Genomic DNA, 13,376 nt, shown 5'->3' with positions numbered 1-13,376 from the left:
TGAAGAAAACCCAGGTTGAACAAATCTTGGACAAAAATAACATCCCATATGAACAAGCAGAATTTCCCACCCACCAAGATGGTGACGTCCGCTCGATGAGTGTCGATCATTCTGGTGTTGATGAACACCATATTTACAAGACATTAGTTCTTTCTGGAAATGTTACTGGTCCGCTTGTTGGCGTAGTTCCAGTAGATCAGCACCTTGATGAAAAGAAGCTTGCTAAGGTTTCTGGAAATAAAAAGGTAAACATGGTGCCATTAAAGAACCTCTTGAAGACTACGGGATATGTTCATGGTGCTAACACACCAATTGGTATTTATGAAAAGTTCCAGTACCCAATCTTCATTGATAATGAAGCGAAGGAGCAAGGCGAGATTTACGTTTCATCCGGTAAACTTGGTCGTTCAGTTAAACTCAATTCAGAGGACTTAGCTAAGCTGGTTCATGCCGAATTTGCTGATCTTGAACAACATCCTTAACTTAGTTGATATTACCGATTCCCATTAAGTTAACTTATGTGGGTAAATTGATAACCGGTATCAAGAAGCTTAAAATGATAATGACCAATTTTTTATGTTTTATCTAGAAAGGTCTTGAAATAGATGAAGAAAAACTTATCTGCTTGTACCACCGTCCTGGTTGGTAAGGACGCTACAATTGATGGCTCAACAATGGCAGCAAGAAATGACGATACGTTTGGCCCATTAACACCACAACGGTTTGTCACTTATCCTGCTTACCATAACCATCCTAATCAAGTAAAAGCCTACTTAAATAAGTGTGTTGTTGATCGGCCAGCTGACGGTTACCGCTATCAGGGAACCCCAAACGTTAATTACAAGACTGAGGGAGTTTTTGATGAAAGCGGCTTTAACGAAAAGAACGTTGGAATGAGTGCCACTGAAAGTGTTTATGCCAACGAACGGGTTTTGGCATGCGATCCCTTAAATACCGAATCTGGAATCAATGAAGACCTTATCGTCGCTGCAACACTTCCATTTATTGACAGTGCTAAAGATGGTGTTAAGTACCTCGGTCAATTGATTGCAAAGTATGGTTCTGCAGAAGGAAACGGGGTTATTTTTAGCGATAAAAATGATGTTTGGTACATGGAAATTGTTACCGGTCACCACTGGGTTGCTGAACGAATCCCAGACGATGCCTATGCAGTAACCGGAAATCGGGTTGCCATTCAACAAGTGGACTTCAATGATCCTGATAACTTTATGTGGTCAGAAGGTATTCAAGAATTTGTTGAAAAGAATCATCTCAACCCTGATAAGTACGGCTGGGATTTCCGCCATATTTTTGGAACGGCCGATGTATTCGATCAGCACTACAATACACCACGTCAATGGTACGGTCATAAAGTCCTCAATCCAAGTGTAGAACAGGATCCGCTCGACTTTGATCTTCCATTCATTATGCGAACCAACCACCGGATTACTTTGGCAGATGTGCAAAAGATTTTGAGCAGCCACTATCAAGGCACCCCATATGATCCACTAGGTCACGGTACTGAAGAACAAAAGCACTTGTTCCGGCCAATCTCTCTTAACCGGACACAGAACTCCCATGTTCTTCAAGTACGGAATGATTTACCAGAAGCTGCTTCTACTATTATGTGGATGAGTTTTGGTATTCCAACCTTCACTCCTTATATCCCATTCTTCGGTAATGCGGATGATATTGATGTCAGCTACCGTGAAACACCAAAGAAGCTTAATATGGATCTGAAGAGCGCTTACTGGATGTACCGGGCACTTTCAATGATTGTTGAAGCTCACCACGCTGAATTTGCTCAGGATGATCTTAACTACTTAAAGGACTCACGCGAATATCTTTACCGGTGGGTCAGTCAGGTTGCGCCAAAGGTTGAAGGAATGAGTGATAATGATGCTTGTGCCTACCTCAGTAAAGAAACCCACAAGATGGTTGCGGAAATGGCAAAACGAACTAAAGAGTTAATGAGTAACTTGATTATGCACGGCCTTGAGCTTTCTAAATTAACATTTATTATGGATAAGAATCTGTAGTGCATTCACCACTAAGAGGATGAGAAAAAACTAAGCGTTTTTTCTCATCCTTTTTCCATATTTAGCGCTCTCCGAACTTATAGAGTCTAATCGCGGGAATTAACTGAGGGACTCAAGCCTAACTACGAACGATTCTGATGATTTCATCATCATTCATCGTTCTAGGTTAGTCAACCGTCCCTCCAAGAAAGTTAATTCCCAGCTTCTTATTTTGTTCCATGTGAAACGTTTCAATTTTCTTCATCAGTCGCTAACCATATAATCTGCTAAAATGAAGGTAACTATTTTATTGGAAGGACTGACAATGATGGTTATGCCAATGCTAGGGTTAAAGGGAAGCAGCGATCAGCAACAGATTGACGACCGCCTTCAATATCACCCAGACGTATATGAGTTTTATACAAGTGCTGCTGACTTTACACCTGAAGGGTATCAGCGCCTTGATGAAGCAGTTCAATATGTTCAGTCAAAGGGAATTCAAAGGATCGTTATCCACCACCCAATGGTCTATCATGAGTGGCACTCAGAAGTTGTTGCCCCCGAAAAAAGCTTTCCAGAGCTTTATCGGTTCATTGAAACATCAACTGAACAATTAATTGCTCTAGCAAAAAAGCGAAATATCCAAGTACTAGTTCACGGTGGCTATGCCGGTAAAGAAGTTCAGGAAATGGTTAGCCTTTATCCAAGTGTCGAAAAAGCTCGCCAAGCGGTTTATAAACGGTTAGATCGCTTCGCAAAGGCTGGCGGTCAGCATATTATGTTTGAAAACTCAATTGCCCCGGTATTTGCATACGGTCATCCGGAACAGGAAGACGAGATACTAAGCCATAACTACCGACTAGCATTCGACACTTCTCACTGCTTTATTGAAATGCACGGTGATAATCAAGCACTGCAGGCATCCCTTAAGCATTTGCGTGATCACGTTGTCCACTATCACCTTGTAGATTCAATGGGGCAAACACATGATAGTCTGCAACTAGGTAAGGGAAAAATTGATTGGGCTCCTGTACTAAAGCTATTAAACCCAAATGCTAGTAGCATATATGAAATCAACCTTCACGATCAGTGGAACTGCCGTGAACAGGTTGAAAGTCACCGGTATCTTACCAATATCGCTAAGAAGTTAATGCAAGGAGAACAACGTGAAAGTTAAAATTCAAAAAAATCACCTATCCCTAGTAATTACTCTTTTTTGCCTGTACCTGGCAGTAAGGTATTGGCCGACAGTGGCTAAACTGATTAGTTCAGTTACTAGTGCTGCAATGCCGCTTTTAATTGGTGGGGTTATCGCATATATTGTTAACCTTCTTCTTAATCAGTATGAGCACCTCTATTCCAGAATATTTAAGACAAAGTGGGCGCAAAAATACCGACGATTATTCGGGATTGTTCTTTCCTACCTAACAATTATTCTAATTCTAGTAATTGTTTCATCATTAGTAATTCCGGAGCTTATTTCTTGTATCAAGTTACTGGTGGCTAATCATGGACAAGTAGTTAACCGTTTCGTAAAAGTTATCGAGCACAATAAGGATTTAAATACCTTATGGAACAGCTTTGATTTAGAAAAGATTAAATGGAATCAAGTCGGTAAATACCTTACTGCTGGTTTTGGCGGGACCTTTAAAGCAATCATTTCAACTGCATCATCAGTATTTTCAACTGTAGCGACTGCTGTGGTTGCCCTCTTCTTCTCCATTTACCTCCTAATTTATAAAGAAACACTGAGTCGCCAAATAAAAAGACTTATTAACGCCTACCTTCCCCAGTTAGGCAAACATATTTTCTACGTTACCAAAGTTTTTAATGATAGTTACAGCAGCTACATTGTTGGTCAGTGTAAGGATGCTGCTATATTAGGGATTTTCTGTTTTATTGGGATGAGCGTTCTCCGGATGCCATATGCTTCAATGATTGGCGTAGTAACTGCGATTGGTGCCCTAATTCCCATTATTGGTGCAATTCTTGGCGCTGGAGTTGGCGTAATCATTATCTTCGCGGTTTCACCAATTCAAGCAGGAATGTTTTTAATCTTTATTATCATCCTTCAGCAGCTCGATAACCGAATCACCTACCCGCTAGTTGTCGGCAAATCAATTGGTCTGCCTAGTGTCTGGGTTTTCGCCGCTGTTATTATTGGTGGAGGAATTTACGGTATTTTAGGAATGATGTTTACCGTACCGTTATTCGCTGCTATCTATAAAATTATTAAGACAGATACCCATAAACGCCTAGCAAATGAATAAATTAAATGGGAGAGTTACTCGGAGCCGCAGATGGCTCTGGATTAACTCTCCCATATTTTTAATCTTCTTCTGTTTTGTTACTATCTGCCATTGTTTCTAGCAGGTATCTAGCTTTCAATCCAGCTAGAACCGCATCGATCCCTAGAACCATTAATTGTTCATTAGACGGGGTGAAATTCGGGTTAGCTGGAATTGGCTCATTTCTTAACCGCGCATTAAGGACTTCTACAAACCGGTCGTAGGCTTGTTTAGGATAATCCTTAGCAGTGATTTGGAGGATCCCTTGGCGAATATCATTAATTGTAAAGGTATTTTTGAAAAAGCCAATCAGTAATAAGTCAACGATTTGGTTAACAGCATACTTTTTCTTAATTGGTGCCTGAATGGTTTTCTTTTTTACATAGTTGTTAATCATTGACTTGGTAAGAGGTTCCATCCCCAAACTAGTTAAATACTCATTAATCACTGCAGCTACTTGATCAACATATAATCCCAAGCTTGGTAATTCTTCCCATTTTGGAAAATGCATCCGGGAGATCCCATTCTCCCAGCGTTTAAATTCTGTTAAGTTTGTCATTGTTGACCTCCCTCGCTATTAACAATCCCAATTGACTGATTAAGGTAGCGGTTGGTTTCAAGAACCGTTTGGAAAATCGAGACGAGTTGGTTTATTCCCAATTTGTTACCAGTCATCGGTTGGCCTTCACCAATAACTGAAACACTCGTATTTGTCAACATCAATGGTGGAATACGGACAATTGTATACGGAATCTCAAACTCATCAATCATTTTAACCGCATATTGGTGCATCATTATCATTGAACGTGCATCCTTGCCATACCACTTTTCTACTTGTTCCAGTGAAGCATCGTCTGCTGTTCCGGGAATGCTTAACATTACAATTTTTTCTGGTAAAAACGTACTCTGATCTATTAAATCAGCCAATTCTTGAACTTCGTCATCCACGTAATCGTTTGGTCTTGGTAGCCAGCACAAAATATCGCCCGATTGAAGTTGAACCTTAAAATTTGTTGATACAATGGCATCCGGCACCTTTTTCATAATCTTAAGTGCCAGTTCATCCTCCCGATTATCAACCAGTACTACTCTACCCACATGCATCCCTCCTTAAACACTTACCAGGTCATTAGTTCATCCTCTACTGTTGCGTCTTCAATTCGAACATCAGTAATCGTACTTTGTTCCATTAATGGAAGGAGAACTTGAATATTACCTGTGAAAAGGAACCGGGTTTCTTTAGGCGCTTCTTCTAACATATGAGCCCCTAACTTTACCGCGTTTTCAACCGGGAAACCTGTTCCAATAATTGTTACTACACAGTCAACACTATCCAGCATTTCAACATTACGAGCAGATGTCAGGTGACTACCTTCAAAATAATAAATCACCTTAGAAAAACGCATCAGTGTAGAAACATCCTGACTTGTAAAGATAACAAGTGAATCAGTCTTTTTAGTGTAGTCAGCAACCAGTTCGCTCATTGTCAAACGACTATCCTCATCAAGGTCATCAAAAGCATCATCAAGAAGAACAATTGGCCGACACCAAGAAAGGAGGAGAACGATTCGAAGCTTTTACTGCTCATCGGGAGTCAAGTCAGCAACCCGTCTTCCCGGGACAATGCCGAGTGATTCAAGCATTTGGTTAGTTTGATCAATCGTCAAAACGTTTTGATGATGCTTGAGACAATTCTTTACCGCCTTTAAGACTGTTTTCCCCTTTAATTCAATATCATCAAAATGAGCCACGAGCGGATTGCCATGACGCCGGTTTACTTTTCCCAGCGGTTCACCATTTACGAGTACTGATCCCTCTTCAATACTTCCCTGAGCATCTAAGAGCTGCTTTAATGCTGTTGTTGCACCATTATCATTACTACAAAAAGCAATCACTTGTGGTGAAGTCAATTCTAATGAAACATTTTCAAGCTGATCCCCAGACTTAGCATCGAATGTTAAGTTATCTAAAACAATACTACTCAAATCGAGTCCTCCCAAATTAAGAAACATTATAGATTAATTTTATCATGTAATTATGTAAATAGACTATGCCATCGGTTTAAAATGATTTTTATCCCTTACTGGTTGCTCGTTATCTAAATATTTCTTGTACTATGTTTAATAGCTTAATATTTTTTACCATTTGCTACAATAATATTAGCAATCCTTAACAATAAAATAATTTATACTGTTATTTATCGCCCTATTCATCTAAAATAGACTAGGAATCAATTACGTTATAATAGAAAGAGGATCTCAAATGACAGCAATGAACATTCTTTATATCTCTATTGAAGGGAATACGCGTTCATTTCTTAGCCGTATGGAAACATATGCTAAGCAACAACATAGTTTTAATCCCAGCAGTCCACTATTAAACCTTAAGGAAATCACTGACCAGACTGAAGCAGCTGATGAACAAGAACCATTTTTCGTTTTTGTTCCGACATACTTAGACGGTGGCGATGGTATTACTTCTGGCTTTACAGAAATTATGACCACTGCTCTGGGCGAATACATTGCTTATGGCGATAATGCTAAGAAGTGCCTTGGAATTGTCGGTAGCGGTAATCGAAACTTCAACGAACAGTATTGCTTAACTGCAAGAAAGTACGCTAAGCAATTCGATGCTCCTTTCCTTGCTGATTATGAACTTCGCGGAACTTCTCAAGATATTGAGGTTATCTACGATCGTCTTGCAAAGAGATGGAATGAAAAATAGAGTGTGATCAAGATAAAAAATAAGAGGATGGGAAAAACTAGGCGTTTTTTCTCATCCTCTTTCCATATTAGCGCTCTCCGAATCTATAGAGTCTAATCGCGGGAATTAACTGAGGGACTCGAGCCTAACTACGAACGATTCTGATGATTTCATCATCATTCATCGTTCTAGGTTAGTCAACCGTCCCTCCGAGAAAGTTAATTCCCAGCTTCCTATTTTTTAATCTTCCTGCATCAATTTACCACTACAAATCAACCAAGTGATTCCGTATTTATCTACTACTTGACCAAGCTGATTATCAGCTGTTTGATTGCCAAACGGAATTGTAACACGCTGTTCGTCAGAGCTTGCTACCTTATTAAATAACTGTTTTGCCCCAGCCTCATCTTCACCGAAATTAATCATGATGGAAACCATTGATGATGGTTGGGGATTCGTCATTGTTGCGTCTGCACAAATTAGCTTCTGACCAGCAACCTGAAATATGCCACGAAAAGTTGTAGTACTTAACGAGTCAATATCCAATCCCAAGTTTTCCGCTTGTTCTTCACTAAGCGGCTGGTGATAAACAATTTCTGCATCAAAGTTCTGAACATAGTAGTCCATCGCTTCCTTTGCGTTCTCAAATGTTAAATATGGGTATATCTGTGCAGTCATGTTTTTCCTCCGTTAAAATCCTCTTTTTTGATTATATTGTTCATTCTGTGTCACGTCAAACAAGTGTCCCAAAATGAGGCACTAAAAATTACCTTTCTAATATATTAGAACGAGTATTTTTTGATTTTTCATTCGCATTTCTGCTTAATTCTGTATAAAAAAGCAAAAAAGTTTTGTTCTAGACCAATTATTTATCAATAGCGGATGTTCTTTTCATATGAATAAAGATCTCAGTTGATCCATTATCTTTGTAAAGAATTCATAGAGAAAACGTTTACCATTTTTAATGCAGAATTGCCGTCGAAAGTATATAATTGTAGCGTTAGAAGATTTTCTGAATATTCAGAAGGAGTGAACATTTTGGCTACAGAAAATAAGGCATTAATTACATTATTCGGTGCAACTGGTGACTTAGCTAAGCGGAAGCTCTACACTTCCCTTTTCAAGCTTTATCAAAAAGGCTACTTAGCTGACCACTTTGCATTACTTGGTACTTCACGTCATGAAATGAGCGATGAAGAATTCCAAGAAATGGTTTTAAATTCAATTAAGGATATTCCTGCAAAGGATGGCGAAGCAGAAGAATTTTCTAAGCATTTCTTCTACTGTGCTCATGATGTTACTAAACCAGAACATTACGCTAAGTTGAAGGATCGCTTAGCTGAACTTGACAAGCAATTCGGTACTGAAGGTAACCGTTTGTTCTACATGTCAATGGCTCCACAATTCTTTGGTACTATTGCTATCAACATCAAGAAGCAAGGCTTATTAACTGACAATGGTTACAACCGTCTTGTTATTGAAAAGCCATTCGGACGTGACTTTGACTCAGCTAAGAAGCTGAACGACGAATTGTCACAAACATTTGAAGAAAACCAAATTTTCCGGATTGACCACTACCTTGGTAAGGAAATGGTTCAAAATATCCAAGCATTACGTTTCGGTAACCCAGTCATCGAAGCTCTCTGGAACAACCGTTACATTGACAACATCCAAGTAACCTTAAGTGAAAAGCTTGGTGTTGAAGAACGTGCCGGATACTACGACAACTCTGGTGCTTTACGTGACATGGTTCAAAACCACATCATGCAAGTTGTTGCTCAATTAGCAATGGAAGAACCTGTTGCCTTTACTGACGACGATGTTCGTGTTGAAAAGATCAAGGCATTGCGTAGTTTACGTGTTTACACCCCATCACAAGCAGCTGCTAACTTTGTTCGTGGCCAATATGGTGCTGATGGCAGTCAACCTGATTACCGTCATGAAGATGGTGTTGATCCAGAATCAGGTACTGAAACATTCGTTGCTGCTAAGTTAATGTTTGATAACTACCGTTGGTCAGGCGTTCCATTCTACGTTCGGACTGGTAAGAAGTTAGCCGACAAGTTTACACGGATTGATGTAGTCTTCAAGAAGCCATTAATTGATATTTTTGCTAATCCAAATTCTGGCAACGAACAAGCTCTTCATTCCAACGTTTTAACTGTCTTTGTTGAACCTAAGTCCGGCTTTGCTCTCCAATTAAACGCTAAGCATGTTGGTCAAGGTTACACAACTGAACCAGTTGACTTGAAGTTCCTTCAAAGCGATTCTGCCAAGAAGGAATCACCAGAACCATACGAACGTCTTTTCCACGATGCTCTTGAAGGTAACCACACTAACTTTGCTTCATGGGCTGAAATTGCTTACGCATGGAAGTTCGTTGACGTTATTCGGAACCTTTGGGACATCGAAAAGCCACAATTCCCTAACTACACTCCAGGCTCAATGGGTCCTGCCGCAGCTACTGAATTGTTAGCTCGTGATGGTCGCAAGTGGGTTTACGATCTTAACAAATAACCTAAATTACCGATAAGGTTTAAGAAGAAAATAATTTTCTTCTTAAACCTTTTTTGTTTTTACTTTCAAAGTTGTTTGCTGTATAATAATTATTGTGAAAATAAACACAAGATTAGCTAAGGAGTGTAAGAATATGTCAGATCAAAAAGCACAAATTGGTGTTGTTGGTTTAGCTGTTATGGGTAAAAACCTCGCCTTAAACATTGAAAGTCGCGGTTTTACCGTTGGTGTTTATAATCGTCACCGTAACCGAACTGACGAAATGATCCGTGATCACGGTGATAAAAAGTTAGTGCCAAGTTATACAATTGAAGACTTCGTTAACTCACTAGAAAAGCCTCGTCGAATCCTTATGATGGTTAAGGCTGGTAAGGCTACTGATGCTGTTATCGATGAATTATTACCATTACTTGATAAGGGTGATGTTTTAATTGATGGCGGTAACACTAACTTCCATGACACAATGGCACGGAATGCTAAGTTAGACAAGTCCGGAATCAACTTCATTGGCATGGGTGTATCTGGTGGTGAATTAGGTGCTCTCTATGGTCCATCATTAATGCCTGGTGGTCAAAAAGAAGCTTATGACTTGGTAGAACCAATTCTTACTAAGATCGCTGCCAAGGCTGAAGAAGACGGCAAGCCATGTGTTGCCTACATTGGTCCTAACGGTGCTGGTCACTACGTTAAGATGGTTCACAACGGAATCGAATATGGTGACGAAGAACTGATCGATGAAAGTTACAACATCATGCGGAACGTCTTAAAGATGCCAGTTGACGATATTGCTAAGACCTTCGCTGAATGGAACAAGGGTGAACTTTCCAGCTATCTTGTTGACATTACTGCTGACATTCTTACCCGAAAAGATGACCTTGGCGATGACAAGAGTAAGCCAATCGTTGATATGATTCTTGACCGTGGTGCTAACAAGGGAACTGGTAAGTGGAGTTCTGAAACTGCCCTTGACGGTGGTGCACCACAATCTGTTATTACTGAAGCCGTTTATGCTCGTTACATCTCAATGATGAAGAAGGAACGGGTTCAAGCAAGCAAGGAATTGCCTGTTGATACTGAAGCCGTTTCAATTGATAACAAGAAAGAATTAGTTGAAAAGATTCGTCAAGCTCTCTACTTCGGTAAGGTAATGAGTTACGCTCAAGGATTCGAACAAATGCGGATCGATTCCGAACGTTACAATTGGAACCTCCAATACGGCGAATTAGCCCAAATTTGGCGTGCTGGTTGCATTATTCGTGCCCAATTCTTACAAAACATTACTGATGCCTTCGCAAAGAATCCTGACTTGAAGAACCTCTTATTTGACGACTACTTCAAGGACATTGCTAAGAAGTACCAAAAGGCTATTCGGGACGTTGTTGCACTTGCCGTAAAGGCCGGTGTACCTGTTCCATCATTAAGTGCTGCTATTAGTTACTATGACTCATTCCGTGCTGAAGTCCTTCCTGCAAACTTACTACAAGCACAACGGGACTACTTTGGTGCCCACACCTACGAACGGACAGACCGTCCTGGTAACTATCACTACAGCTGGTACGAAGAACAATAATTAATTAAATTTCCATTGAATTAAGGACTTATGATGAAATCATCATAAGTCCTTTTTTGTTCATCACTGAATAAACATTTACCAACCGCTCATTCTTCCTAGTCATTTTATTAGTACTAAGTCAACATTGCTTGTTATATTTCGCCTATTAGCACTATACCAATTAAACAATTTTTACCTAATGGATAAATTATTTAGCAAATTTTTTCGTAAAAATTTACTAAAAGAATATTGACATCTTTTATGAAAGCGCTTAACATAATGGCTGTAAGTTATTATAAATGTTGATGCAGAAAAGGGGAGTCTACAATGAACAATAGTTCTAAGAGTCAAGAACATGTTGGTCGTGCCCGTTTCGCCTATTCAATGGGTGCATTTGGACACGATGCTTTCTATGCCTTGCTCTCTACTTACTTTATTATGTATGTTACCGGACACTTATTCCATTCCGGTAACAAAGCATTCAATGATCACATGATTTTATGGATTACCACAATTATTGCGGTTCTCCGGATTATCGAATTGTTAATTGATCCAATGATTGGGAATGCGATTGACCGGACCCATACTCGTTGGGGTAAATTCAAGCCTTGGGTTGTTGGCGGTGGAATTATTTCTGCTGTTATCTTAGCAGCACTTTTCACTCCACTAGGTGGCTTAAACGTTTCTAGCCCTTATCTTTACTTGATTATTTTTGCCATCTTATACATCATTATGGATATCTTCTATTCATTTAACGATGTTGGTTTCTGGTCAATGCTTCCAGCCTTATCATTCAATTCACACGAACGTGATAAGATTGCTACCTTTGCTCGGGTTGGTTCCACTGTTGGTGGTCAGATTGTTGGTTTTGTTATTATGCCAATGGTTCTGTTCTTCTCCGCTAACCAAAACGGTGGTACTGGTGATGACCGTGGTTGGTTTATCTTCGCGGCAATTATCGCTGCCATCGCCGCCATTACTGCTGTTGGTGTTGGTTTAGGAACTCACGAACAACAATCATTGCTTCGTGAAAACAAGGAACAAACTAAACTTAAAGATGTTTTCAAAGTCCTTGTTAAGAACGATCAACTATTCTCCATTGCAATGTCCTACTTGTTCTACACAACCGGGATTACGCTTGTTAACAGTATGGAGCTTTACTACTTCACATACATTCTCGGTAATGCCAAGGCCTTCTCAATCCTTGGTGGTTTGAACACTGTTGTCGGTGTTATCTCAGTTCTTACTTTCCCAATGTTTACTAACAAGATTAGTCGGCGGAAGTTATTCTACGGCTCTGTCAGCATGTTAGCATTAGGATTATTAGTCTTTGCCTTTGCTGGTCATTCACTAGTAATGGTATTGATTGGTGCTGAATTATTCTTCATCCCACAACCACTTGTTTTCTTAGTTGTTTTGATGACAATCACTGACTCAGTTGAATACGGTCAGTTAAAATTAGGACACCGTGATGAATCATTAACACTTTCAGTTCGTCCATTACTCGATAAGTTTGCCGGAGCTGTTTCTGGTTGGATTATCGGACCTACTGCAATCGCTGCCGGAATGACTGCCGGAGCTACTGCATCATCACTTTCTGCATCAGGTGTAACAACATTCAAGCTTGTTATGTTCCTTGCACCAGCAATCATGCTTGCTATCTCTGTTATTATCTTTGCCACTAAGGTTAAGTTGGATGAAAAGATGCACGCCAAGATTGTTGATGAACTTGAACAAACCTGGGGTAAGCAATTCACCAAGGGTAACAGCAACGAAGCTGACTCAACAGATGAAACTGTTGCAGCTCCTAAGCCTGGTGTAACAGAAATCCCTGCACCAGTTGCTGGTACTGTTGTTGACTTGAAGAATGTTAGCGACCCTGCATTTGCTAGTGGAAGCATGGGGCAAGGATTTGCTATCAAGCCATCTGACGGTAAGGTTTACGCACCATTCAGCGGTACTGTTCGTGCAACCTTCTCAACCCGTCACGCTGTCGGTCTAGTTTCTGATAGTGGGATTGCATTATTAATCCACGTTGGTATTGATACTGTTAAATTACACGGTACTGGATTTGTTACCTACTTCCACAAGGGACAACATGTTACTAAGGGTGACGAATTAATGGAATTCTGGGACCCAACTATTAAGAAGGCTGGCCTTGATGATACCGTTATTGTTACCGTTACTAACAGTGAAGAGTTTGACTTCAAGCAATTGATTCCTGCTAACCAAGAAGTTACAACAACTGATAACGTTATGGAAGTTACAAAGAAGGATCAAGAAAAGTAAAACTGATTC

13 protein-coding genes are annotated in these 13,376 nt (G+C 39.9%); 8 read left to right on the top strand and 5 right to left on the bottom strand.

Translation table 11 applies throughout. The features are described 5' to 3' along the window. The 4 genes from ybaK to HMPREF0549_RS01335 all read left to right on the top strand — a co-directional run. The coding region (gene ybaK / locus HMPREF0549_RS01350) for a Cys-tRNA(Pro) deacylase (protein WP_003716455.1) at positions 1 to 482 on the top strand (482 nt) is incomplete at its 5' end. A 123-nt stretch (positions 483 to 605) separates the two neighbouring features. Further along, positions 606 to 2,039 (top strand): C69 family dipeptidase, encoded by a 1,434-nt coding sequence (locus HMPREF0549_RS01345; protein ID WP_003716454.1) that lies wholly within the window; start codon positions 606 to 608, stop codon positions 2,037 to 2,039. A 307-nt stretch (positions 2,040 to 2,346) separates the two neighbouring features. Beyond that, entirely contained in the window at positions 2,347 to 3,195 is an 849-nt protein-coding gene (locus tag HMPREF0549_RS01340) for a TIM barrel protein (protein ID WP_040530918.1), read from the top strand. Further along, the gene (locus HMPREF0549_RS01335; RefSeq protein WP_003716452.1) at positions 3,185 to 4,288 is read left to right on the top strand and encodes an AI-2E family transporter; all 1,104 of its coding nucleotides are present in this window, start codon (positions 3,185 to 3,187) and stop codon (positions 4,286 to 4,288) included. The genes HMPREF0549_RS01340 and HMPREF0549_RS01335 overlap by 11 nt, the downstream gene beginning before the upstream one ends. Positions 4,289 to 4,346: 58 nt before the next feature. Here the strand turns inward: HMPREF0549_RS01335 and HMPREF0549_RS01330 are convergent, their stop codons facing one another. From HMPREF0549_RS01330 to HMPREF0549_RS10065, 4 genes are all read right to left on the bottom strand, one after another. After that, positions 4,347 to 4,865 (bottom strand): DUF1836 domain-containing protein, encoded by a 519-nt coding sequence (locus HMPREF0549_RS01330; RefSeq protein WP_003716451.1) that lies wholly within the window; start codon positions 4,863 to 4,865, stop codon positions 4,347 to 4,349. Then, complete coding sequence (locus HMPREF0549_RS01325) at positions 4,862 to 5,404, bottom strand: hypothetical protein (RefSeq protein ID WP_040530672.1); 543 nt, start codon at positions 5,402 to 5,404, stop codon at positions 4,862 to 4,864. The genes HMPREF0549_RS01330 and HMPREF0549_RS01325 overlap by 4 nt, the downstream gene beginning before the upstream one ends. Positions 5,405 to 5,424: 20 nt before the next feature. Then, entirely contained in the window at positions 5,425 to 5,796 is a 372-nt protein-coding gene (locus HMPREF0549_RS10070; protein ID WP_235807384.1) for a hypothetical protein, read from the bottom strand. A gap of 87 nt (positions 5,797 to 5,883) precedes the next feature. After that, the gene (locus tag HMPREF0549_RS10065) at positions 5,884 to 6,291 is read right to left on the bottom strand and encodes a hypothetical protein (RefSeq protein WP_235807385.1); all 408 of its coding nucleotides are present in this window, start codon (positions 6,289 to 6,291) and stop codon (positions 5,884 to 5,886) included. 277 nt (positions 6,292 to 6,568) lie between these two features. On the opposite strand from HMPREF0549_RS10065, the gene nrdI reads away from it, so the two are divergent. Next, positions 6,569 to 7,030 carry a class Ib ribonucleoside-diphosphate reductase assembly flavoprotein NrdI gene (gene nrdI / locus HMPREF0549_RS01315; protein ID WP_003716447.1) on the top strand — a complete coding sequence of 154 codons (462 nt, stop codon included), beginning with the start codon at positions 6,569 to 6,571 and terminating at the stop codon, positions 7,028 to 7,030. Between the two features lie 219 nt (positions 7,031 to 7,249). Here the strand turns inward: nrdI and HMPREF0549_RS01310 are convergent, their stop codons facing one another. After that, on the bottom strand, positions 7,250 to 7,687 hold the full coding sequence (locus HMPREF0549_RS01310) for a VOC family protein (protein WP_003716446.1): 438 nt from the start codon (positions 7,685 to 7,687) through the stop codon (positions 7,250 to 7,252). A gap of 360 nt (positions 7,688 to 8,047) precedes the next feature. On the opposite strand from HMPREF0549_RS01310, the gene zwf reads away from it, so the two are divergent. The 3 genes from zwf to HMPREF0549_RS01295 all read left to right on the top strand — a co-directional run bounded on the left by zwf (position 8,048) and on the right by HMPREF0549_RS01295 (position 13,367). Next, complete coding sequence (zwf, locus tag HMPREF0549_RS01305) at positions 8,048 to 9,526, top strand: glucose-6-phosphate dehydrogenase (RefSeq protein ID WP_040530670.1); 1,479 nt, start codon at positions 8,048 to 8,050, stop codon at positions 9,524 to 9,526. Positions 9,527 to 9,659: 133 nt separating this feature from the next. Beyond that, on the top strand, positions 9,660 to 11,096 hold the full coding sequence (gene gnd, locus HMPREF0549_RS01300) for an NADP-dependent phosphogluconate dehydrogenase (protein ID WP_040530667.1): 1,437 nt from the start codon (positions 9,660 to 9,662) through the stop codon (positions 11,094 to 11,096). A 309-nt stretch (positions 11,097 to 11,405) separates the two neighbouring features. Further along, complete coding sequence (locus tag HMPREF0549_RS01295; protein WP_003716443.1) at positions 11,406 to 13,367, top strand: sugar MFS transporter; 1,962 nt, start codon at positions 11,406 to 11,408, stop codon at positions 13,365 to 13,367. The last annotated feature ends 9 nt before the right edge of the window (positions 13,368 to 13,376 follow it).

It is taken from the genome of Limosilactobacillus vaginalis DSM 5837 = ATCC 49540 (assembly GCF_000159435.1).
Lineage (GTDB): Bacteria > Bacillota > Bacilli > Lactobacillales > Lactobacillaceae > Limosilactobacillus > Limosilactobacillus vaginalis.
Note: the sequence above shows the minus strand (reverse complement) of the source record. Positions and strands in the feature narration are given on the sequence as shown.

Excerpts from the sequence above, each read along its gene's own strand:
- HMPREF0549_RS01345 (WP_003716454.1), top strand. The coding sequence starts at position 606 with ATGAAGAAAAACTTATCTGCTTGTACCACCGTCCTGGTTGGTAAGGAC.
- HMPREF0549_RS01310 (WP_003716446.1), bottom strand. The coding sequence starts at position 7,687 with ATGACTGCACAGATATACCCATATTTAACATTTGAGAACGCAAAGGAA.
- HMPREF0549_RS01340 (WP_040530918.1), top strand. The coding sequence starts at position 2,347 with ATGGTTATGCCAATGCTAGGGTTAAAGGGAAGCAGCGATCAGCAACAG.
- HMPREF0549_RS01330 (WP_003716451.1), bottom strand. The coding sequence starts at position 4,865 with ATGACAAACTTAACAGAATTTAAACGCTGGGAGAATGGGATCTCCCGG.
- nrdI (WP_003716447.1), top strand. The coding sequence starts at position 6,569 with ATGACAGCAATGAACATTCTTTATATCTCTATTGAAGGGAATACGCGT.
- gnd (WP_040530667.1), top strand. The coding sequence starts at position 9,660 with ATGTCAGATCAAAAAGCACAAATTGGTGTTGTTGGTTTAGCTGTTATG.
- HMPREF0549_RS01295 (WP_003716443.1), top strand. The coding sequence starts at position 11,406 with ATGAACAATAGTTCTAAGAGTCAAGAACATGTTGGTCGTGCCCGTTTC.